This is a genomic window from Flavobacterium cucumis, from assembly GCF_900148835.1.
Taxonomy (GTDB): domain Bacteria; phylum Bacteroidota; class Bacteroidia; order Flavobacteriales; family Flavobacteriaceae; genus Flavobacterium; species Flavobacterium cucumis.
On record NZ_FRYK01000003.1, the window covers coordinates 265413 to 289528 of the forward strand.

General features: G+C 33.6%; 21 protein-coding genes and 1 tRNA gene. 19 read left to right on the plus strand and 3 right to left on the minus strand.

Annotated elements, in window-relative coordinates; all coding sequences use genetic code 11:
- Positions 1-64 precede the first annotated feature (64 nt).
- A complete protein-coding gene (locus BUE95_RS10060) occupies positions 65-790 on the plus strand; it encodes an LOG family protein (RefSeq protein WP_073584044.1) in 726 nt (241 codons plus the stop codon).
- Between the two features lie 63 nt (positions 791-853).
- Here the strand turns inward: BUE95_RS10060 and BUE95_RS10065 are convergent, their stop codons facing one another.
- Positions 854-1420 carry a DUF1543 domain-containing protein gene (locus BUE95_RS10065; protein WP_073584046.1) on the minus strand — a complete coding sequence of 189 codons (567 nt, stop codon included), beginning with the start codon at positions 1418-1420 and terminating at the stop codon, positions 854-856.
- 122 nt (positions 1421-1542) lie between these two features.
- Between BUE95_RS10065 and BUE95_RS10070 the strand changes: the two genes are divergently transcribed.
- The 13 genes from BUE95_RS10070 (at position 1543) to proC (ending at position 17759) form a co-directional block, all read left to right on the plus strand.
- A complete protein-coding gene (locus tag BUE95_RS10070; RefSeq protein ID WP_073584048.1) occupies positions 1543-3729 on the plus strand; it encodes a glutamine synthetase III family protein in 2187 nt (728 codons plus the stop codon).
- 141 nt (positions 3730-3870) lie between these two features.
- The gene (locus BUE95_RS10075) at positions 3871-4686 is read left to right on the plus strand and encodes an OmpA family protein (protein ID WP_073584050.1); all 816 of its coding nucleotides are present in this window, start codon (positions 3871-3873) and stop codon (positions 4684-4686) included.
- 10 nt (positions 4687-4696) lie between these two features.
- Positions 4697-5140, plus strand: coding sequence for a hypothetical protein (locus tag BUE95_RS10080; RefSeq protein ID WP_073584052.1), 444 nt, complete (start codon positions 4697-4699; stop codon positions 5138-5140).
- Between the two features lie 74 nt (positions 5141-5214).
- Positions 5215-6393 carry an AIR synthase related protein gene (locus BUE95_RS10085; RefSeq protein WP_073584054.1) on the plus strand — a complete coding sequence of 393 codons (1179 nt, stop codon included), beginning with the start codon at positions 5215-5217 and terminating at the stop codon, positions 6391-6393.
- A 97-nt stretch (positions 6394-6490) separates the two neighbouring features.
- Entirely contained in the window at positions 6491-8023 is a 1533-nt protein-coding gene (gene guaA, locus BUE95_RS10090; protein WP_073584056.1) for a glutamine-hydrolyzing GMP synthase, read from the plus strand.
- Between the two features lie 54 nt (positions 8024-8077).
- Positions 8078-10003: a LysM peptidoglycan-binding domain-containing protein gene (locus tag BUE95_RS10095; RefSeq protein WP_073584058.1), complete on the plus strand. Its 1926-nt coding sequence runs from the start codon at positions 8078-8080 to the stop codon at positions 10001-10003.
- An 11-nt stretch (positions 10004-10014) separates the two neighbouring features.
- On the plus strand, positions 10015-11904 hold the full coding sequence (locus tag BUE95_RS10100) for a LysM peptidoglycan-binding domain-containing protein (protein ID WP_073584060.1): 1890 nt from the start codon (positions 10015-10017) through the stop codon (positions 11902-11904).
- A complete protein-coding gene (locus BUE95_RS10105; protein ID WP_073584062.1) occupies positions 11904-12308 on the plus strand; it encodes an OsmC family protein in 405 nt (134 codons plus the stop codon). Before BUE95_RS10100 ends, BUE95_RS10105 begins: the two co-directional genes overlap by 1 nt.
- Before the next feature lie 85 nt (positions 12309-12393).
- Positions 12394-12966: a hypothetical protein gene (locus BUE95_RS10110; protein ID WP_143165269.1), complete on the plus strand. Its 573-nt coding sequence runs from the start codon at positions 12394-12396 to the stop codon at positions 12964-12966.
- A gap of 35 nt (positions 12967-13001) precedes the next feature.
- Positions 13002-13232: a DUF3820 family protein gene (locus tag BUE95_RS10115; RefSeq protein ID WP_073584066.1), complete on the plus strand. Its 231-nt coding sequence runs from the start codon at positions 13002-13004 to the stop codon at positions 13230-13232.
- Between the two features lie 128 nt (positions 13233-13360).
- A complete protein-coding gene (locus BUE95_RS10120; RefSeq protein ID WP_073584210.1) occupies positions 13361-14974 on the plus strand; it encodes a CTP synthase in 1614 nt (537 codons plus the stop codon).
- Between the two features lie 36 nt (positions 14975-15010).
- On the plus strand, positions 15011-16900 hold the full coding sequence (yidC, locus tag BUE95_RS10125) for a membrane protein insertase YidC (RefSeq protein ID WP_073584068.1): 1890 nt from the start codon (positions 15011-15013) through the stop codon (positions 16898-16900).
- Positions 16901-16958: 58 nt separating this feature from the next.
- A complete protein-coding gene (gene proC / locus BUE95_RS10130) occupies positions 16959-17759 on the plus strand; it encodes a pyrroline-5-carboxylate reductase (protein WP_073584070.1) in 801 nt (266 codons plus the stop codon).
- Between the two features lie 29 nt (positions 17760-17788).
- On the opposite strand, the gene BUE95_RS10135 is transcribed toward proC, so the two are convergent.
- Both BUE95_RS10135 and BUE95_RS10140 read right to left on the minus strand, forming a co-directional pair.
- Positions 17789-17870 (minus strand) — tRNA-Tyr (locus tag BUE95_RS10135).
- Between the two features lie 164 nt (positions 17871-18034).
- Positions 18035-19159, minus strand: a complete 1125-nt coding sequence (locus BUE95_RS10140) for a TlpA disulfide reductase family protein (protein ID WP_073584072.1) — start codon at positions 19157-19159, stop codon at positions 18035-18037.
- A 246-nt stretch (positions 19160-19405) separates the two neighbouring features.
- Here BUE95_RS10140 and rpsA point away from each other — a divergent pair, with 246 nt between their 5' ends.
- The 5 genes from rpsA (at position 19406) to chrA (ending at position 24111) form a co-directional block, all read left to right on the plus strand.
- Positions 19406-21172, plus strand: coding sequence for a 30S ribosomal protein S1 (rpsA, locus tag BUE95_RS10145; RefSeq protein WP_073584074.1), 1767 nt, complete (start codon positions 19406-19408; stop codon positions 21170-21172).
- A 217-nt stretch (positions 21173-21389) separates the two neighbouring features.
- On the plus strand, positions 21390-21713 hold the full coding sequence (locus BUE95_RS10150; protein ID WP_073584076.1) for an ArsR/SmtB family transcription factor: 324 nt from the start codon (positions 21390-21392) through the stop codon (positions 21711-21713).
- 30 nt (positions 21714-21743) lie between these two features.
- A complete protein-coding gene (locus tag BUE95_RS10155; protein WP_073584078.1) occupies positions 21744-22220 on the plus strand; it encodes a DUF6428 family protein in 477 nt (158 codons plus the stop codon).
- A 131-nt stretch (positions 22221-22351) separates the two neighbouring features.
- The gene (locus BUE95_RS10160) at positions 22352-22966 is read left to right on the plus strand and encodes a class I SAM-dependent methyltransferase (protein WP_073584080.1); all 615 of its coding nucleotides are present in this window, start codon (positions 22352-22354) and stop codon (positions 22964-22966) included.
- An 11-nt stretch (positions 22967-22977) separates the two neighbouring features.
- Positions 22978-24111 (plus strand): chromate efflux transporter, encoded by a 1134-nt coding sequence (gene chrA / locus BUE95_RS10165; protein ID WP_073584082.1) that lies wholly within the window; start codon positions 22978-22980, stop codon positions 24109-24111.
- Positions 24112-24116 lie beyond the last annotated feature (5 nt).

A 24116-nucleotide genomic window follows, 5' to 3' on the forward strand; every position in this document is an offset into this window, starting at 1 on the left:
CACTGCTAAAACTTTATTATTTAATCGTAATAGTTTGTTTACAAACAAATTAATTAAAATTACTATGGCAGCAGATCAGTACGAAAACGAAGAGCACAGAATTCAAGAAAAATTCAAACAAAAAACTTGGAATGAAATAAGAACCAATGATTCATGGGCGATTTTTAAAATCATGTCGGAATTCGTAAATGGTTACGAATCGATGGGAAGAATAGGTCCTTGTGTATCGATTTTTGGTTCGGCAAGAACAAAACCTGAAGACAAATATTATTTATTAGCCGAAAAAATAGCGTATAAAATTAGTAAAGCGGGTTATGGAGTGATTACTGGCGGTGGTCCTGGTATCATGGAAGCAGGGAACAAAGGAGCGCACTATGGAGGAGGAACATCGGTAGGTTTAAACATCGAATTGCCTTTTGAGCAACACTTTAATCCATATATCGATAAAGATAAAAATTTGAACTTTGATTACTTCTTTGTAAGAAAAGTAATGTTTGTAAAATATTCACAAGGGTTCGTAGTCATGCCAGGAGGTTTTGGAACTTTAGACGAATTATTTGAAGCTATTACTTTAATTCAAACCAAGAAAATTGGAAAATTTCCGATTATTTTAGTAGGTACTGAATTTTGGTCAGGTTTGTTGGATTGGATTAAAACAGTAATGATCGACAAAATGAAAAATGCCAGTCCTGAGGATATGAACTTAATCAAAGTGGTAGATACCGAAGATGAGGTGTTAGAAGCCTTAGATAATTTCTATAAGAAATACAATTTATCACCCAACTTTTAACGATATCCTGTTCTAGAAGACTTCACAGAATTTAGAACAGGATAATCTTAAAATGTATTTGTTTTAAAAATCCGTTATTTTATCAATCTTTACATAACCAATGTGTTTTTCATCTTCTGAAATTCCATTGGTTTTTGTTATTTTTAAACGATACTGTGATTTGAATTGATTGGAAAGAATCTCTTCTATATTGTGAATATCGTCAACATCTATACCGTATTGATCGTCAATATGTGATTCGCCTCCTTTAAAACCACAATGTTTGTAAAAGGTAGTTTGTTTCGCTTTCTTGATAGCTTCGGCTTTCGTTTTGGCAACCACCAATACTTTGTAATGATACTCTTCAAATTCCCCTTCTTTGTATCCTCCTAGATTCAAAAAGAAAAGTTGTTCTTCTTTTTCGAATGCGTTTTCTTTTGATACGACTTCAATTGCAAATCCATCAACAGAAGTTACTTTTTGCCAAGCATCAATGTGAATCCTTCCCTTTGCTTCTGGCCAAAAATCTTTCATCGTTGGAATTAGTTCTTTTAAACTGTTACTAATCCCAAAAAAGATATCATGTTGTTCGGTATAACGGCCTTTTGGGGTGCATCCCAACATAACCATATATAAATGTACTGTTTTCATAGTGTAAAAATAGTAAAAAAAATAGTTACCCCTAAAAAAATAGGGGGTGTTTGTAAAAATATTTAAAAAAATTATATATTTGCATAACTTTTCAAGGGTTTAACTTTAACACAACACAACTTATGTCAACATTTCGTTTTCAAGCTTTAGGAAGAGCAACCGACAGAAAACCTGTTCATGTAGAAGAATTGGACAGAAAATCAGCTATTTTTGGTACAAATGTTTTTGGAGATAAAGCGATGCGACAATTTTTGACACCAGAAGCTTACAAAGCTGTTAAAGCTGCAGCAGATGGCGTTAAAATTGATCGTAAAATTGCCGATTATATTGCTTTGGGAATGAAGGAATGGGCATTGTCAAAAGGGGTAACTCACTATACGCATTGGTTTCAGCCTTTAACAGGAACGACAGCTGAAAAGCATGATGCTTTCTTTGAGACTTCGTTTGATGGAAGTGATCCAGTAGAAAAATTTGGAGGGAGTCAATTGGTACAACAAGAGCCCGATGCGTCTTCTTTTCCAAATGGAGGAATTCGAAATACTTTTGAGGCTAGAGGATATACTGCTTGGGATCCAACGTCTCCTGCTTTTATTTTTGGTACCACACTATGTATTCCAACCGTTTTCGTCTCGTACACAGGAGAAGCTTTAGATAATAAAACGCCTTTATTAAGAGCGTTACATGCTATCGATTCTGCAGCAATTGATGTTGCACGATACTTTGATAAAAATGTTAAAAGAGTAACACCAACTTTAGGTTGGGAACAAGAATATTTCCTTGTAGACAGTGCTTTGGCATCTTCTAGACCAGATATTTTAGCTACAGGTAGAACATTATTAGGACATACTTCTGCTAAAGGACAACAGTTAGAGGATCATTATTTTGGTTCGATTCCAACTCGAGTTTTACAATACATGCGTGATTTAGAGAACGAATGTATGTTGTTAGGAATTCCTGTGAAAACACGTCACAATGAGGTGGCTCCGAACCAATTTGAGTTGGCTCCTATTTTCGAAGAGACAAATTTAGCAGTAGACCATAACTCGCTATTGATGGACGTAATGCAAAAAGTGGCAGAACGTCATGATTTTAAAGTTTTATTCCATGAAAAACCGTTCAAAGGCGTAAACGGATCTGGAAAACACAACAATTGGTCATTAGCAACCGATACGGGTATAAATTTATTAAGTCCAGGAAAAACACCAATGAGTAACTTACAGTTCTTGACGTTTTTCATTAATACCATTAAAGCGGTTCATGATTACGAAGAATTACTAAGAGCTTCAATTGCTTCTGCAAGCAACGACCATCGTTTAGGAGCGAATGAAGCGCCACCAGCGATTATTTCTGTTTTCATTGGTGAAGCTCTTTCAAAAGTGTTAGATGATTTAGAAGGGGTATCGAAAGGGAAATTGTCTCCAGAAGAAAAAACCGATTTAAAATTAAACGTAGTGGGTAAATTGCCAGACGTTTTATTGGATAATACCGATAGAAATAGAACGTCACCATTTGCCTTCACAGGGAATAAATTTGAATTCAGAGCGGTTGGTTCTTCTGCCAATTGTGCGGTTTCAATGACGACTTTAAATACGATTGTAGCGAAACAACTAAAAGATTTCAAAAAAGAAGTAGACGCTTTAATCGAGAAGAGTGATTTAAAGAAAGATGAAGCAATTTTTAATGTTTTAAGAGAATATATTAAGAAAACTAAAGCCATTCTTTTTGAAGGTGATGGTTACAGCGAAGCTTGGGAAAAAGAGGCAAAGAAGCGCGGCTTGAGCAATCACAAAACAACGCCACAAGCATTAAAAGCTAAAGTTTCTAAAAAAGCGGTTGAGGTATTTGCTGAAATGGGGGTAATGAATCATGTTGAGGTAGAATCGCGTTATGAAATTGAACTGGAAGAATACGTGAAAAAAATCCAAATCGAAGGGCGTGTTTTAGGTGATATTGCTCGCAATCATGTGGTCCCAACGGCCATTAAATACCAAAATGTCTTAATCGAAAACGTAAAAGGTTTGAAAGAAATCTTTGGAAAAGATTTTGAGAAAATTGCAAAAGAGCAAATTTCGTTAATCAAAGAAATTTCAGAACATATAGAAGGAATCAACTCTAAGGTTGAAAAAATGACTGAAGAACGTAAAAAAGCAAATGCTTTAACTAGTACAGAAAAAATGGCTGATGCCTACTGCGATAAAGTAAAGCCTTACTTTGAAGAAATTCGTTACCATGCTGACAAATTAGAATTGTTAGTAGACGACGAATTGTGGACGCTAACTAAATATAGAGAATTGTTGTTTACAAAGTAATTTTCTAAAAAAAACATTAAAACCTGCTTTTTTGAGCAGGTTTTGTTTTTTTTGATCACGACGAAATTCAATTTATCAAAAATTAGTTTTGGCATACTTTTCTATGTGCTATATTTGTTGTTACTTCGTAAAAAAGTAAAAATGAAGTTTTTGTTTTCAATAATTTTTATAGGGTTTGTGAATTTCGTTTCTTCACAAGAAGAAGTTGTGTTCTATTTTGAAACCAATAGATTTGAGCTAAACAAGTCGGAATTTATAAAACTTCAGCAGTGGATTTCAGCAAATAAAACTTCGAAAATCTTAGCTATTACAGGTGCTACTGATGAAGTAGGAACATCAGGCTATAACGATACACTTTCACAAAAACGAGTTAGCTATATTTTTGATCAAATAAAGGATAAAATTAAAATTCGCGAAGATTTTAAGAGTATTTCTCTTGGAGAAAAAGGAGCGACCTCAGACAATAAAGCTCAAAATCGAAAAGCGATAATTCACTATTTGCTTGAAAAAGATTTGGATAAAGAAAACGAAATCTTGGGGAAACAAGAAGAAAATGAAATCGTAATTCCAGAAAACGCAACTTTGGAAGAAAAAATTAAGTTGGCTAAAGTAGGAACTAAAGTGGTATTGAAAAATATTAATTTTTATCAAAATACTTTTGCTACACTTCCAGAATCACAAGGAGCGCTTTATGATTTATTGTTTGTTATGCAGAATAATCCCAATTTAAAAATTGAAATTCAAGGACATATTTGTTGCATAGACAAAGATCATCGTAATTTGTCTGCTGATAGGGCGAAACAAGTTAAACGATTTTTAGTTTATAATGGTATTCCACAACATCGTATTTCTACTAAAGGTTTCGGAGTGTCTCAGCCTTTATATCCTATTCCTGAGGCAAATGAAGAACAAGCTGCTGCAAACAGACGTGTTGCGATTGAAATTTTAAGCAAATAAATTTTAGCAAATGAAAAAACCAATTCCATTTTTATTCCTCTTAATTGCTTTATTAACGCTAAGTTGCGACAAATGTAACGAAGGAAACACTGCTACACCAACGTCTCTATTTGTTGAAATTATAGATGCGACAACATCAGAAAATGTTTTTGAAAACGAGACATTTACAGCGTCTCAAATTTTGATTGAAGATTTGGATGGCGAACTAATTCCGTTTAGTTTTATTCCAAATCAGAATTTAATTCAGGTTTTCCCAAATGTTGAAAATCCTATTGGGAACACAATAGTCATAACCCTAAATAACGAAACTACTGCAACAATTGAAGAAATTACGATTACCCATGATGTTTCTGAAATGAAAGAGGAATGTTACACTACTTTTAAAATTGAAAATGTTGAAGTGCCAAATAATTCTTCGGAATTATTGAATGGAATTTATGTTATAAAAATATAACAAATTCTAAAATCATACTTCTAAATTCTAAATTTTAAAACTATCTTTGCGCAACAACAACAACACACACATTCATGAGTTCGGATACTAGCAAACGCTACAATTTAAGAGGAGTTTCGGCTTCTAAAGAAGATGTACACCAAGCTATCAAAAACATCGACAAAGGCTTATTTTCACAAGCATTTTGTAAAATCATCCCAGATTATTTAACAAACGACGACCAATATTGCATCATTATGCATGCGGATGGCGCAGGAACAAAATCGTCCTTAGCCTATATGTATTGGAAAGAAACAGGTGATATTTCGGTTTGGAAAGGAATTGCTCAAGATGCCTTAATCATGAATATTGATGATTTATTATGTGTCGGAGCAACCGATAATATTCTACTATCATCAACTATCGGAAGAAACAAAAATCTAATACCTGGTGAAGTCATTTCAGCCATCATCAACGGAACAGAAGAATTGATTTCAGAATTGAAAAATCATGGCGTTACTATCCATTCCACTGGAGGAGAAACGGCTGATGTAGGGGATTTAGTTCGTACCATTATCGTTGATTCAACCGTAACAGCTCGTATGAAACGTGAAGACGTAATTGATAATGCAAATATTCAACCTGGTGATGTGATTGTAGGATTGGCTTCTTTCGGACAAGCTACTTACGAAAAAGAGTATAATGGCGGAATGGGAAGTAACGGTTTAACTTCAGCGCGTCATGATGTTTTTGAGAAATATTTGGCTGAAAAATATCCTGAAAGTTTTGATGCTTCAGTCCCAAATGAATTGGTATATTCAGGTCAAACTAAATTAACAGATACAGTTAAAAATAGTCCAATTGACGCCGGAAAATTAGTCCTTTCTCCAACAAGAACGTATGCGCCAGTAATCAAAAAGATATTATCAAAATACAATTCAAATCAAATTCACGGAATGGTTCATTGCTCTGGTGGTGCGCAAACAAAAGTGCTTCACTTCGTAGAAAACGTTCATGTGATTAAAGATAATTTATTTCCAGTACCACCTTTGTTCCAATTAATTCAAGAGCAATCAAAAACCGATTGGAAAGAAATGTACCAAGTTTTCAATTGTGGTCACCGTATGGAATTATACGTTCCAGCTGAAGTAGCACAAGATATCATCGAAATTTCAAAATCATTCAACATCGACGCCCAAATCGTTGGTAGAGTAGAGCAATCAGATAGCAAGAAATTAACGATCACATCTGAGTACGGAACGTTTGAATATTAAATTATTTGTTTCAAGTTTCAAGTTGTTTTTGTTTCAAGTTGAACAAAAGTAACTTGAAACCTGAAACCTGAAACAAAAAACACACAACAACAATAAAATGCAACACAACGTATTAATTTTAGATTTCGGTTCGCAATATACCCAATTAATTGCCCGAAGAGTTAGAGAGTTAAACATTTTCTGTGAGATTTTCCCATTCGATAAAATTCCAGCAGATTTATCATCATACAAAGCCGTAATCTTGGGCGGAAGTCCGTGTTCGGTTCGTTCAGAAGAAGCACTTCATCCAGATTTATCTCAAATTAGAGGCAAAATGCCGTTGTTAGCGGTTTGTTATGGAGCACAATATTTAGCCCATTTTTCAGGGGGAGAAGTAGCTGCTTCCAATACAAGAGAATATGGAAGAGCGAATCTTTCCTATATCAAAGAAGGGGAAGTTTTTTTAGAAGGAGTGAGTCCAAACAGTCAAGTTTGGATGAGTCATTCAGATTCTATCAAGAAATTACCGACCAATGGTGTGATGATTGCTAGTACCAAAGACGTAGAAAACGCAGCTTATAAAATAGAAGGTGAAACGACCTATGCGATTCAATTTCACCCAGAAGTATATCATTCAACAGATGGTAAACAAATGTTAGAAAACTTCTTAGTGAAAATTGCGCAAGTGCCTCAAAATTTCACACCAAACGCTTTCGTAGAGGAAGTGGTTGCTGAGATGAAAACGAAAATCGGAAACGATAAAGTAGTTTTAGGGTTATCAGGTGGTGTAGATTCAACGGTTGCTGCGGTATTATTAAACAAAGCTATTGGTGATAACTTATATTGTATTTTCGTAAACAACGGATTATTACGAAAAAACGAATTCCAAAGTGTATTGGATCAATATAAGGGAATGGGATTAAATGTAAAAGGAGTTGATGCTTCTAAACGTTTTTACGATGCGTTAGCTGGGTTAGATGATCCAGAAGCAAAACGTAAAGCCATTGGAAAAGCGTTCATTGAAGTTTTTGATGATGAAGCACACCAGTTAACCGATGTAAAATGGTTAGGTCAAGGTACAATTTATCCGGATGTTATCGAATCGGTTTCAGCAACGGGTGGACCTTCTGCAACGATTAAATCGCATCATAACGTAGGTGGATTACCTGATTTTATGAAATTGCAAGTGGTAGAACCTTTACGAATGTTATTTAAAGATGAGGTACGTAGAGTGGGAAGAAGTTTAGGAATCGACGAAGAATTATTAGGTCGTCATCCATTTCCAGGACCAGGATTGGCGATTCGTATTTTGGGCGATATTACACCAGAAAAGGTAGCCATTTTACAAGAAGTAGACGCCGTTTTTATCAACGGATTGAAAGAACACGGATTGTATGATAAAGTTTGGCAAGCTGGAGCCATATTATTACCTGTGAATAGTGTAGGAGTAATGGGTGATGAGCGTACCTACGAAAAAGTAGTGGCGTTACGTGCCGTTGAATCTACGGATGGTATGACAGCGGACTGGGTACATTTACCTTATGAGTTTTTAATGAAAATTTCGAATGAAATTATAAATAATGTTAGAGGTGTAAACCGAGTGGTATATGACATCAGTTCAAAACCACCGGCAACGATTGAATGGGAATAAGTGATTTTATTAATTTAAAATTACTATTTTTAGCGAGCCAAAAAACTAACATCAATGAAATTTTCCCTATCTATCATTATTACGGTATTTTTTTTTCAACTCTCTATTGCACAAGAATCTTTTGTAAAGTATGTTGTCAATAAAGGAGAAACCATTAATCAAATTGCTAAAAAGTTTAATATTTCTGTACAAGAAATTAAAGAATTGAACCCAGATGTAGCAAATGGATTAAAAGAAAATCAAGTACTTTTTGTCTCGGTTGTCAATCTAATTTCACATCAGGTTAAAGAGAAAGAAACGCTTTATGGTATCGCTTTAAAGTATAATGTTACTATTGAAGAAATACGACAGATTAATCCCAATCTAGCCATAGAAAATCTTAAGGCAGGAAATTCAATTAATATTCCTAAGTTAAACAAGAACTTTGTTGCTTCATTGGCTACTAAAAGTAGGAATTTAACCTATCAAAATGAAAACATTTTGCATGAGGTTAAGCCTAAAGAGACATTATTTAGTATAGCCCGATTGTACAATGTGTCGGTTTCAGACTTGGATGAATTAAACGCGAGTTTACTTGAAAATGGGCTTAGAATTGGACAACAAATCCAAATTCCTTACAAAAAGAAAACCTTAGATGGAAATGTTCGTGTTATTAACGAAGAATCTATTTTTCATGTAGTGGCTCCTCAAGAAACTAAGTTTGGAATTGCTAAAAAGTATGGAATTAGTATAGACCAACTAGAACTTCAAAATCCTGAAATCGTATCGGGATTAAAAATTGGCACAAAATTAGCTATTAACCTTAAACAATTTCAACCTTCAAATAGTAAAGAAGAGCTTATGATTGCTTTGGCAGAAAAGCAAATTGCTTTAGAAAAAACGAAGGCAGTTAGTATTGAAAATTCTAAATTGAAAGAGGAAAACAAAAGTGGAATAGCTAAATTAAATGCGAAAACGGCTGAAGTTGAAAATTTACAAGATTTGGTTGCCGTGCAAAAGCAGATGGATCAAAAAGTACTTAAGGTCAATTCCCTAAATGTTAACTTAGAAGAAATTGATGAAAAGGAAAAAGGTTCGGCTGAGAAGTTAAAACTTGTTTTAGAAGCCAATCGAAATGTACAAGAAGTGTTACTTTATAAATTGGATTCATTGGTTTACAACATGAAACAAGATGTTGAAGCACTAAAAAATAAAGAAATTACGGATTTAGAAACTTCCAGACAATTGGAGAAAAGTTCCTATAAAAATTTAAAAGAAACAAACGTCTTACTTCAAGAATTAAAGCAAGATTTGGCTAAAAACAGATCAAATTATGCTGTAATCATGAATAAAGTAAAGCAAATTAACTTAGAAGAAAATAAGATTTATAAAGCAAAATCTAGAGATTTAGCAAGTGGAAAAGTAAAAAAAGCAGATACAGCGGATTTGTTAAATGAGCTTGAAGCCGAACAAGACATGGTAAATAGTCAAAATGATGCCTTGATTAATGAAATTGAAAAATTAGCGGTTGAAAAAGATTTAGTAATCAAAGAAAAATTAAGAAAAGCTACCTTTTACAGTGAAGAATCAAGAGCATTTGATGATAAATTAGCTTTAGAAAAATTAAAGCGATATAAAGAGAAAGTTAAAAATTCCGATAAGAAAAAAGAGCCTGAAGTAAATGATAATCAAGAGGTGTTTTCTCAAAGTTTGGATTTAGTTGCCATTGAGGTCATAGAGAATATAAAAGACACAAAAGATGGTTATTATTTAGTTGTTGGTAAGTTTGTAGATGGTAAGGAGCGAGATGAGAAAGTAATGGAGTTAATAAATCATGGCCAAATTGACGCTTCTTTTTTCTATAATTTTAATACTTTGAGTTACTATGTTTACGTTAAAGTAGAAACAAGTGCTGTAAACGCATTGAAGTTTTATAATTTGCATCATAATGAATCACTTTATAAAGATTTATTGATTGTTCGATTAACTTATAATTACTAAAAATACTATTGATGAAAGTTTTATTACTGTTATTTATCTTTTTCAATTCCTTGGTTTTCGCCCAAAAAAAAAATTTCATAGAGCATAAAGTAATGGCTAAAGAAACTGTTTTTAGCATTGCAAAGAAATATAAAGTAACCCCATCGGATATTTACAAGTGGAATCCGGATACTAAAAATGGAGTTCAGGAAAATAGTGTGTTAATAATTCCTAAATCGGGTTTCGAATCAAATGGAATGCTACATAAAGTGCAGCCAAAAGAAACACTTTTTAGTATTGCAAAAAAATATAAAGTAAAAGTTTCTGATATAGAGAAATGGAACAAGGAAGCGTTGACGGAAGGTTTGAAAACAGATCAAGAAATTTATGTTTCAAAACCATCAAGTTCAAAAAAAACAAAAAATACTATAAAAGATAAAGTAGAGGTTGTTAAAGATGCGAATAGTGATAAAGTTGCCTTGGGTTTTTCGCATACGGTAGCGGCCAAAGAGACCAAATATGGAATTGCTACGAAATACGGAATTTCAGTTGAAGAATTAGAAAAATTAAATCCTCAAATTGGATCAGAATTACAAGTGGGTGATGTTTTAAAAATCAGAGCCAATCAGGAACGTAAAGATGATGTTGTTGAAAATCAGTACGAAGTTCAACCTAAAGAAACCTTATTTAGCTTAACAAAAAAGTTAAACTTAACGCAAGAGGAACTGTTGGTTTTAAATCCAAATTTAAAAGACGGACTTAAAGAAGGCATGGTTTTAAATTTACCATCAAAAAAGATGGTTAGGGATAGTATTTTTGCCGCCAAGATTAAAAAAGATTTATTGCTAACGGTTGACAAAACAACACAGAAAGAATTGGTTATGTTTCTTCCGTTTAATTTAAACAAGATCGAAAATGATTCTTTAAAATCAAAAACAGAACATTTAAAAACCAATAAATTTTTAAACTTAACACTCGACTATTATGCGGGAGCCTTAATGGCAATAGATTCTGCTAAAGTTTTAGGTTTGCCAGTTACGGTTAAAATATATGATGTAGAAAGCTCCAAGTTTTCTTCAAATATTGCTTCTATAATCGCTAAGCATGATTTTTCAAATGTTGATGCAGTAATTGGACCATTTCAAAATTCTCACGTAGAAAATACAGCTCAGTTGCTTTCTAAATATGATATTCCTGTAATTTCACCTCTTTCTAAAGAAAAAGGATTGGCACTACCTAATTTGTATTATGCTATTCCTTCTGAGGACAGGTTGAAAGATAAATTATTTTCTTATTTTAAACAAAAGGAAGCTAATGTAGTGGCAATTATTAGTACAAAGAAAACCTCTTCAACAGAATATCTTACGGCTAATTATCCCAAAATCAAGCATGCTGTTTTCAATGAAAAAGGGGCATTAGACCTAGCACATCTTAAGACACAATTGGTTAAAGGAAAACCTAATTTTGTTTTGTTAGAAATAGAAAATTCGGGAAAAGTTCTTGCTATCACGAATAGTTTAAAAAATTTACAAAAAGAATACGACATTCAATTAGTAGTTTTTGAAGTTTATGACGCGCTTAATTTTATAGAAATCCCAATTAAAAATTTAACAGCTCTAAAGATGATGTATCCTTCAGCTAGCAAAGTACTTGAAACACCAGAAGACTTTATTTTCGCTAAGGAATTTAAAAATGATAATAACGTTGCGCCTAATGCTGCTGCAATCAAAGGATTTGATATTACTTTTGATACTATATTACGTATTTGTCAAGAGGAGGGATTTGTAGCTTCCGTTTCAAAGTACAAGACGGAATATGTAGGGAATAGCTTTGACTATTCGATCGAAAATGGTGCAAATAACAACAATGGGTGTTTTTTGTTATATTATGACAACGACTTAACAATTAAAAAAGTTCAATAATGGCAACTTCAAAAGTGACTTACTTAGGTGATTTACGCACCTCTTCGATACATTTACAATCAGGTTCAGAAATAATTTCTGATGCACCGCTAGACAACAACGGAAAAGGCGAGGCTTTTTCTCCAACCGACACCGTAGCCAACGGATTAGCTAGTTGTATGTTTACCGTTATGGGAATTAAAGCTCGTGATTTAGGCGTAGATTTTTCAGGTTCCACCGCAGAAGTAACCAAAATCATGGGAACTGAACCAAGAAGAATTACGGAAATTCACGTAACTTTCCATTTCTCCATCCATCCCGATGAAAAAACAAAAACCATCTTAGAAAGAACCGCAATGACTTGCCCTGTTTTTTATAGCTTACATCCGGACATTAAAAAGGAGATTGTTTTTAATTGGAAGTAATAAATCATATTTTAATGTGAATAAAAAGATATTTTTTTTAATATTGTCATTCTTTGTATCGATAACTTTGAAAAGTCAAAGTTATTTGGCTGATGATATCATAAAAATAGCCGAAAATAACCTCAGAGAAACTGTTGGAGATTACTTTTTTAGTTATTTTAAATTCGATGAGAATTCTTTTTACCAATATCAAGATAGAAAAGGAAATATTAAATGGGCAAGACTAAAAAAAGGCAGGCAAACAAAAGGGAAATTTTTAAATGCAAAACAGGTTGTCTTTATTTATAAACACCCAGATTTTGAATATGATTACGTCAATAAAAGGGTTTATGTACATTTTGACTCTATTCTCAATCTTGTTGAAAAAATTGATATTGATAGAATTCCAAAATTTCTATTAGAGAATAAAAAATCAAATTGGCTTAATAGAACTGAACTTAATCAAATTATTGATAATCAAAATTTAAAAAAATCCGCAAGAAAGATTAATTTAAGGTTAGAATTTGATTCAAGAAAGAAAGAATATTATTGGATTGTTTTTAACACAATTGCAATTTTTGATTGTTATTCGGATGAAGAGATTTTACATCTTGATCCTGTTACAGGAGAGATTCTAAAGCATTTTGAAGAAAGACAATATTTAACTAATTGTAATTAAATATAAAATCTTACCATTTCTTCCTCTCAAAAAAAATGACCAACCACGAACTCCTCATCAAACTCGCACACACTAAAATGCCCTTTGGTAAATACGAAGGCTATTACTTAATCGACCTTCCGGAGTATTATGTGGTTTGGTATGCCAATAAAGGCTTCCCAAAAGGACAATTAGGCGAACAATTAAAATTGGTCCACGAACTCAAGCTAAATGGCTTAGAAGAACTCGTTCGAAACATTCGCAGAAACTTTCCAAAACAAAAATAAATTGTTTACAATTTAATTACGAAATTGATACATCCACTAATTGGCACATTGACTAATTAGTGTTATCTTTGCGCGATTTTATTACAGATAAATCAAATTTATCGCAACAACAACACAACTACAACACAATGAACCAAACTAAGTACATTTTTGTTACCGGAGGTGTGACTTCTTCTTTAGGAAAAGGAATTATCGCAGCTTCGTTAGCCAAATTATTGCAAGCCAGAGGATACCGAACGACCATTCAAAAGTTTGACCCCTACATCAACGTGGACCCAGGAACATTAAATCCTTACGAACACGGAGAATGTTATGTAACAGATGACGGAGCCGAAACGGATTTAGATTTAGGTCACTACGAGCGTTTTTTAAACGTTCCTACTTCTCAAGCGAACAACGTAACTACAGGAAGAGTTTATCTTTCAGTTATTGAAAAAGAACGTAGAGGAGAGTTTTTAGGAAAAACGGTTCAGGTAGTACCTCATATCACAAACGAAATCAAGGAACGCATGCAGTTGCTTGGAAAATCGGGTGATTATGATATTGTAATTACAGAGATTGGTGGAACTGTTGGCGATATTGAATCATTACCTTATATCGAGTCAGTTAGACAATTGATTTGGGAATTAGGTGAAAATAACGGAATCGTAATTCATTTAACGCTAGTGCCTTATTTGGCTGCTGCCGGAGAATTGAAAACGAAACCAACTCAGCATTCAGTAAAAACTTTAATGGAAAGCGGAATCAAAGCCGATATTTTAGTGTGTCGTACCGAACACGAATTGTCGCAAGATTTACGTCAGAAGTTAGCATTGTTTTGTAATGTGAAAAAAGAAGCGGTAATTCAATCGATTGATGCGGCTACTATTTATGAAGTTCCCAATTTAATGTTGGAAGAAGGATTGGATAGAGTAGCGTTGAAGAAATTAGATTTACCTGAAAAAAATACGCCAGATTTAACCAACTGGAACGAGTTCTTATTTAGATTGAAAAATCCAAAGCACGAAGTAAACATTGGTTTGGTTGGAAAATATGTGGAATTGCAAGATTCTTACAAATCAATTTTAGAGGCGTTTATTCATGCTGGAGCGGCAAACGAGACAAAAGTAAATGTCATTTCGATTCATTCTGAGTATTTAGATGCCAATTCGGCAGAAAATCAGTTGAAAGATTTAGATGGTATACTTGTTGCACCTGGTTTTGGCGGTCGTGGAATTGAAGGTAAAATTGACACGGTTCGTTATGCAAGAGAAAATAACATTCCGTTTTTCGGAATTTGTTTGGGAATGCAAATGGCTGTAATTGAATATTCTCGTAACATTTTAGGTTATGCGGATGCCAATTCAACCGAAATGAATGAAAATACAACTCATCCAGTAATTAACTTAATGGAAGAGCAAAAAAATATTGAAAACAAAGGAGGAACTATGCGTTTAGGCGCATGGAAATGTAGCATAAAGGAAAACACGTTGGCACATAAAATCTATGGTAAAACTGAGATTATGGAGCGTCACCGTCACCGTTACGAATTCAATGGTGCGTATTTAAACGAATTAGAAAAAGCAGGATTAGTAGCTTCAGGAGTAAATCCAGATACGAAGTTGGTAGAAATTGTTGAAATTCCTACACATCCTTTCTTTATCGGCGTTCAATACCATCCTGAATATAAAAGTACAGTAGCTAATCCACACCCACTTTTTGTGAGTTTTGTAGCCGCAGCTGTACAACATAAAACTAAATAAACTGTTCAATTAAGAACACTGAACACTAATAAGTAGATGGAAGAAAAAAAATTAGACCTTAATTCGATTATCGGATTTGTATTGATTTCTGGAATTTTGATTTGGATGTTATATTCAAATGCACCAACACCAGAAGAATTAAAGGAAAAAGCGAAAAAAGAGCAAGTTGAAAAACAAGCCAAAGAAGTCAAAACCATAACTTCAACTGTTGCCGCAACACCCGTAGCAGATTCTACTAAAAATGTTGCAGCGCAAGCGCAATTAGGTTCGTTTGGCTATTCTGCAACACTTCCATCAGCAACTGATGCTGTAACTGAAATTAAAAATGAAGTTTTATCGCTTAAAATTTCAAATAAAGGTGGTTATATCACAGAAGCAACTGTTTTAGGATTTGATCAATTCGAGAAAAATTCTAAAAAAGCAGTTCAAATTATTAAAGATAACAATGCTTCTTTAGACATTGCTTTAAATACAACTGACAACAGAACGTTGCATACAAAAGACATGTATTTTGAACCTAAGGTAACGACTGAAGGAAAAAATCAAGTCTTAACGATGCAGTTAAAAGCGGGTCCAGATCAGTTTTTAGAATACCGTTATGTGTTGAAGCCTAACGAATATATGTTAGATTTTGCTATCCGTTCACAAGGGTTGGAAAAAGTAGTGAATACTTCAAAACCATTGGATTTAGAATGGCAATTAAAATCTTACAGAAACGAGAAAAGTGTTTCGTATGAAAATCGTTATACCGAGTTAGTTTTCGAATACGAAGACGGAAAAGACGATTATTTAAACGCTGCAAAGGATTCTGAAGATGAGGCAAATGAAGTTTCTTACATCGCTTTCAAACAACATTTATTCACTTCGATTCTATTGACTGATACGAAGTTTAAAACAGCTAAATTCAAATCGGATAATTTAGTTGATGATGAAAAAGTAGATACTGTTTTTACAAAAAATTTCACTGCTCAAGTACCGTTAGAATTTAAAAATGGTGCGTTAAACTATAATATGAATTGGTATTATGGTCCAGCTAAATATGAAATCTTAAATGGTTATGAAAGAAATCTAGACGAAATCATGCCATTAGGTTGGGGGATTTTCGGATGGATTAACCGATACATCTTTATCCCGGTTTTCGGATTGATTTCTAGCATTGGAATTGGTTACGGAATGGCGATTATTTTATTTACGATTTTAGTTCGTATTGTCATGTCGCCAGTAACGTACAAATCCTACTTGTCTCAAGCAAAAATGAAGGTATTACGTCCTGAGATTGCTGAATTGAATGAGAAATTCAAAGACAATCCAATGAAGAAACAACAAGAAACAATGAAGTTGTATTCAAAAGCAGGTGTGAATCCTATGGCAGGATGTTTACCAGCGTTGATGCAATTACCAGTTTTTTATGCGTTGTTTCAGTTCTTCCCATCGATGTTCGATTTAAGACAAAAATCATTCTTATGGGCAGATGATTTATCTTCATTTGATGCGGTAATTCAGTTACCTTTCCATATTCCCTTTTATGGAAGTCACGTGAGTTTATTCCCAATTTTGGCTTCTATCGCTATTTTCTTCTATATGAAAATGACAACGGGTGACCAAGCGATGAGTACGCCGCCACAAGAAGGTATGCCAGATATGGGTAAAATCATGAAAATTATGATTTACATTTCGCCTGTAATGATGTTGTTCTTCTTTAACAATTATGCATCTGGATTGAGTTTGTATTACTTTGTTTCTAACTTAATTACTATTGGAATTATGTTAGTAATCAAAAATTACATCGTGAAAGAAGATAAAATTCACGCTCAAATTCAAGAGAATAAAACAAAAGAGAAAAAGGAAAGTAAATTCCAAAGAAAAATGCGCGAAATGATGGAGCAAGCAGAAGCTCAAAAAGCAGCGCAACAAAAGAAAAAATAAATAGCATTTTAATACAAACCCTGTCTCTAAACGACAGGGTTTCTTTTTTAATTACATAATGAAAATAGCGATTATCGGATTTGGTAACATGGGACAAACCTATGCCAACAGTTTTATGAGTTCGGGCTTTGTCGGAGCTTCCGATATTTTAGTTTTAAACAAAATGGCAGTGGATGAAAAGTATTCCTTTGGAATTGATGCTGTGAATTTCTTTACTGAACCTAATCCCAAAATCTTCGAATCAGATATTTTAATTTTAGCGGTAAAACCTCAAGATTTTAAACAATTAGCAGTAGAAATTAAACCTTTTCTAAATCCAGAGCATGTTGTATTATCTGTTATGGCTGGAATTTCAATTGAAGCCATGCAGCGGGAATTAGGAGTTGCTAAAATTGTTCGTTCTATGCCAAATATCCCAACGCAAATAGGTGAGGGAATGACTGTTTTTTGCGCTTCAAATGTTGTAGATAGAAAAGAACTTTTCATAGTTCAAAATCTAATCAATACAACAGGAAAATCAATTTACATAGAAAAAGAAGAAATGCTAAATGCAGCTACAGCGGTTTCGGGTAGTGGACCCGCTTACGTGTTTTATTTTATGCAAGCAATGATTGCATCTGCTGTTACCTTGGGTTTTTCACCTTCAGAAGCAGAGTTTTTGGTAAGTCAAACGTTCTCTGGTTCGGTACAATTGCAAAATAGAAGTAAATTGTCTAATGAAGACTGGATTCAACGTGTTGCCTCGAAAGGCGGAACAACCGAAGCTGCTTTATCCGTTTTTAATAAAGAATTACTTCAAGAAATTATTAGAGAGGGAATAGCAGCAGCCAACACAAGAGCTGTTGCATTAGGGTTATAAAAAAACCGCCTTAAAATAAGGCGGTTTTGTGGGGAGAGCAGGATTCGAACCTGCGAAGATGTAATCAGCGGATTTACAGTCCGCCCTCGTTGGCCGCTTGAGTATCTCCCCAAGCCATCTTGCTTATTTGTCTAAGCGGTTGCAAATATAGAATTGTTTTTTATACTTGCAAAGTAATTTTCCACTATTTTTGCTACAATTTTATAACGTTCTGTAAATGAAAAACATAAAAAAATCTCCTAATGGAGATTTTTTTCATTATAGTAAGATTGGTCTTATTTTGCTTCTAAAAGTTCTTTAACTTTAGCGTATAGCGCATCACCTCTTAAGTCTTTTGCAATAATATTTCCTTTTGCATCTACTAAAAATGTAGCAGGAATAGATTGTACATTGTATAGTTTAGCAATAGGTTCGTCCCAAAATTTAAGATTAGAAATATGAGGCCATACCAAACCGTCTTTTGCAATAGCTTCTTTCCATTTTGCAGCGTCTTTATCTAAAGAAACGCCGATGATGTTTAAACCTTTAGGGTGAAATTCATTGTAAAGTGCCACTACGTTTGGATTTTCTTTTCTACAAGGACCACACCAAGAAGCCCAAAAATCAATAATGGTAATTTTTCCTAAAGATTCTTTTAGAGAAATCATTTTTCCGTCTGGAGATGGTGCTGAAAAATCTGGAGCTTTTTTACCAACTACTACAGCGCTTAATAATTCTAATGATGATTTTATTTTTTTAGCACTTTTGGTATCTAATAAATTTTTATCTAGTTTTTCATAGTACCCTTTTACTTCTTCAGGAGTTAAATATTGTCTCATTAAAAAGTTTTCTAATAACAATACAGATAAAAAGGCGTCTGGATTCTCTTTTATAAATTTCTTAGAATAATCATTCATTTCATTTTGAAATTTTGAATATTCTTTCATTAGTTTATTGATGGTAACGGTGTCTCTTTCCATTTGAGCTTTTTGCATAATGGGACCATTGTCTTTTTCAAATTTCACCACTCTATCAGAAATGGTTCGAGAATCATCGTTAAATTTCTGAAACTTATCATTATTAGGTGTACCTCCTAAGGTTGACTTTTGTAGGGAATCCTTAACAATGTTAATTTCGATTTTCCCCTCTTCAAGTATTATTGGAAGATTTATTTGTTCATTCTCTATTCTAACAAACCCTAGGTCAATTCCTTCTGTAATTCCTTTTAATTCAAATTTTCCATCTTTAACAAAAGCGGTATCTTTAGCTAACGAACCAGTTTCTGTTTGAATTTCTACAAATACCTTTTTGCCATTTTCAACACCATTAGCAGTTCCAGAGATAAGAAATTCATTATCTTTTAAATTGTTACATGACACCATTAAAATAGCACATGTGATAATTAAGGTTAATTTTTTCATTTTAATTATTTAAATTTCTACAAATGTATTTAAAATAACTCACTTACAAAACATAAATAAATGTTAGAAAAACAGCTAAAACTTAGTTTTAAAGTTTTGTTAATCAAAAATATAGTTGTAATTTTGCGCACCTTTTGGCGGATAGCGTTTCCATTAGGTGTCAAATATTTATGTAAAACACTGCTGTTGTTTTCTATTTCGCTTTAAGAAACGCTAGGAGCACGGCATACAAATTTTTTAATCAGCATGTCTGAAATTAACAAAACACAAGAAGAGTTTTTAGCGAATTTTAACTGGCACAACTATGCAGAAGGTATTGATGCAGTTGACGAGAAAAACTTACAAGAATTTGAAGACCTAGTAACTAAAACTTTCATTTCTACAGGAGATGAGGAAGTAGTGGAAGGAGTTGTTGTAAGAATTACGGATAGAGATGCTATCGTTGATATCAACGCTAAATCTGAAGGTGTTATCTCTTTAAACGAATTCCGTTACAATCCTAACTTAAAAGTTGGTGATAAAGTAGAAGTATTAATCGACGTTCGTGAAGACAAAACAGGTCAGTTAGTATTATCTCACAGAAAAGCTAGAACGATCAAAGCATGGGATAGAGTTATCGCAGCTAATGAGTCAGGAGAAATCGTTAATGGTTTCGTAAAATGTAGAACTAAAGGAGGTATGATCGTTGACGTTTTCGGAATCGAAGCATTCTTACCAGGTTCTCAAATTGATGTAAAACCAATCCGTGATTACGATCAATATGTGAATAAAACTATGGAATTCAAAGTTGTGAAAATCAACCACGAATTCAAAAACGTAGTCGTATCGCACAAAGCACTTATCGAAGCTGATATCGAAGTTCAGAAAAAAGAAATTATCGGTCAGTTAGAAAAAGGTCAAGTATTAGAAGGTGTTGTTAAAAACATCACTTCTTATGGTGTTTTCATTGATTTAGGAGGTGTAGACGGATTAATCCACATCACTGACTTATCTTGGTCAAGAATCAACCACCCATCTGAAGTATTAGAATTAGACCAAAAATTAAACGTTGTAATCCTTGATTTCGATGATGAGAAAACAAGAATTCAATTAGGTTTAAAACAATTACACGCTCATCCATGGGATGCTTTAGGAGCTGAATTAAAAGTTGGTGATAAAGTAAAAGGTAAAGTAGTTGTTTTAGCGGATTATGGTGCTTTCATCGAAGTTGCGGAAGGTGTTGAAGGTTTAATCCACGTTTCTGAAATGTCTTGGTCTACTCACTTAAGAAGTGCTCAAGATTTCATGAAAATTGGTGATGAAGTAGAGGCAGTTATCTTAACTCTTGATAGAGATGAAAGAAAAATGTCTTTAGGTATCAAACAAATGACTCAAGATCCTTGGACTGATATCACGGCTAAATATCCAGTAGGTTCTAAACATACTGGAATCGTAAGAAACTTTACTAACTTCGGAATTTTCGTAGAGTTAGAAGAAGGTATTGACGGTTTAGTTTATATCTCTGATTTATCTTGGACTAAGAAAATCAAACACCCATCTGAATTCGTAAACGTTGGTGATAAGTTAGATGTAGTTGTTTTAGAATTAGACGTTGAAGGTCGTAAATTATCTTTAGGTCACAAACAAACAACTCCAAATCCTTGGGATAAGTATGAAGATGCTTTCGCTGTTGGAACAATCCACAACGGAACAATTTCAGAAATCGTTGACAAAGGAGCTACTGTAGAATTTGGTGACGATATCGTTGCTTTCATTCCTACACGTCACTTAGAAAAAGAAGACGGTAAAAAATTGAAAAAAGGAGATACTGCTGACTTTAAAGTTATTGAATTCAATAAAGAATTCAAAAGAGTAGTAGCTTCTCATACAGCTATCTTCAGAGAAGAAGAAGAGAAAAACGTTAAAGCTGCAGTTGAAACTACATCAAATAGTTCAGCTCAAACATCTACTTTAGGTGATAATAACGATATTCTTGCTGAATTAAAAGCTAAAATGGAAAAAGGAGGTAAATAATCTCTAATTTTCTAAATATTTTAAATCCCGAAAGAAATTTCGGGATTTTTTATTGTATAATATATTTGTTTATCGTAATATTGCAATATAATAATAGTGATAATTCTTGAAACGTCAATTCGAGTGATTTGTTAAAGTAAAAATGCTAATTTTTGCTTTAATAAATTGTATCGAGAACCGTTTTTAAATAATATCATACAAGTAAATTTAAATAATTATGGGTGCATCAAAATCAGATTCTTTTTCAATAGAACAAAACGAAATGGCAGGTTTATTCAAAGCCTTGTCACATCCAGCACGTATTGCAATTGTAGACTATTTGTTAACAGTTGATACTTGTATTTGTGGTGATATTGTAGAAGTGTTGCCATTAGCCCAACCAACCGTTTCTCAACACTTAAAAGAACTTAAAAACGCTAACATTATCAAAGGTACCATAGAGGGAACGGCTATTTGCTATTGTATCAATCCAGACACTATAGACAAAATCGAAAATCACTTTGGTATGATTCGTCATAAGTTAAAAAATAAATGTTGTTAGCTAATCACTTTTCACGAATTACTAAAAAATATGAAATTATCCGAAATCAAATCCGAATTAAAAAAGCTGTCTACAATAGCTTTTCAATTGCCAAATGGCGAATTAGTACCAAATCATTTCCACGTTACTGAAGTTGGAAAAGTAACCAAACATTTTATTGATTGTGGCGGAACCGTTCGCAAAGAAGAAGTGGTGAATTTCCAACTTTGGGAAGCAAATGATTACGACCACAGACTACATCCTGAGAAATTGGTTCATATTATTGAACTTTCAGAAAAAACGTTAGAAATACCTGATTTAGAAATCGAAGTCGAATACCAAATGAAGGAAACTATAGGGAAATTTAGTTTAGATTTCGACGGAACTAACTTCCAATTAAGGTCAAAATTAACGGATTGCTTAGCTAAAGACAATTGCGGAATTCCACCAGAAAAAATGAAAGTTAAAATAGGGGAGTGGAAGCCAAAACAAACCTCATGTTGCACACCTGATTCAGGCTGTTGTTAATGGTGTACCACAAAGTATCTCAAAGTTTTCACGAAGTTCTACAAAGAAATCATAAAAACATCAACTAAAAGTTGAAATAACTTAGCGAACGCAGCGTAAATCCTTGCGCTCTTTGCAGTTAAAATAATAGTATGTCAGAAAAAAAACAACATTGGGAAACGGTATTTACAACAAAAGCTGAGAACGAAGTGAGTTGGTACCAAAAAGAACCACAAACTTCAATTCAATTGATTCAAGCTTGTAAAGTACCGAAAGATGCTAAAATCATCGATATTGGTGGTGGCGACAGTTATTTGATTGATAGTTTATTGGATTTAGGTTACACAAATTTGTACTTGTTGGATATTTCTGATGCTGCCATTGAACGTGCTAAAATACGATTAGGCGATAAGGCTAAGCAGGTGACTTTTATAGTCTCCGACAGTTTGCATTTTCAATCGGATGAAAAATTTGATGTATGGCACGATAGGGCATCTTTTCATTTTTTTACTGATGCGAATGATATAGCCCTTTATAAAAAAAACGTAAAGACAAATACCAGTCAAAACGCCCACTTTATTATCGGAACTTTCTCGGAAGAGGGACCTCTGAAATGTAGTGGTTTACCCATAACACAATATACGGTGGAAAAAATGGAAGCCGTTTTTGGAGATGATTTTGAATTAGAAAATTGTTTTACTGAAGATCATCAAACTCCTTTTGAAACTGTTCAAAATTTTATTTTTTGTTCCTACAGGAAAAAATAGTTTGAAAAAAAATGGAAAATAAAGCCGAATTAAAAGACATTGCAAGACTTTTTTTAAAACTGGGAATTATCGGTTTTGGTGGCCCCGCTGCTCATATTGCGATGATGCAAAAGGAAGTAGTGGAAAAACGAAAATGGCTTACTGAGCAGCATTTTCTAGATTTAATAGGAGCAACCAATTTAATTCCTGGACCAAACAGCACAGAAATGGCCATTCATATCGGACATGAGAAGGGCGGATGGAGAGGATTGCTAGTAGCGGGATTATGCTTTATCTTACCAGCCGTTTTTATTACTGGTGTTTTTGCTTGGTTGTATAAAGAATATGGACAACTTCCTGAAATTGCACCCTTTATATATGGAATAAAACCAGCTATAATTGCGATTATTCTTTTTGCTATTTTGCCATTGGCTAAAAGATCTTTCAAGACAACCGAATTAACGATTATTGGAATTTTAGTTTTAATTGCATCATTGTTTAATTTATATGAAATTTATTTGATGTTTGGTGCTGGTTTTTTAGCCTTGTTTCTTTCTTACGTTGGCAACAGAGAAAGTACTTCCTTAAATAGTTTTTTCCCTTTGACTTTTTTCCCTATTTCTCAGATGGCAATTTTGTCAGCCACTAATGCGAAATTATTTTGGATATTTTTAAAAATTGGGGCTATTCTCTATGGAAGCGGTTATGTCTTATTTGCTTTTTTAGATACGGAATTGGTCGCAACCGGACTCTTATCGCGACAAGAATTAATCGATGCCATTGCTGTTGGACAATTTACGCCAGGGCCTGTCTTTTCATCCGTAACTTTTATTGGGTATCAAATGAATGGATTTTATGGCGCTTTGGTTGCTACAGTTGGTATTTTTTTACCCTCTTTTGCATTTGTAGCTTTATTGAATCCATTGGTTAAGAAAATGAGAAATTCAAAGTTGTTTTCCTCGTTTTTAGATGCTGTAAATGTAGCATCGGTGGCAATTATTATTTCGGTTTGTATTACAATGGGTAGCGAAACGATAACGGATTGGAGAACGATCGTAATTGCTATAGCAAGTATTTCGATTTTATATAAATTCAAAAAAATAAATAGTGCTTTTATCGTGATAGGAGGGTCGCTATTAGGATATTTGTTACAACTTATTAACTAAAGTAT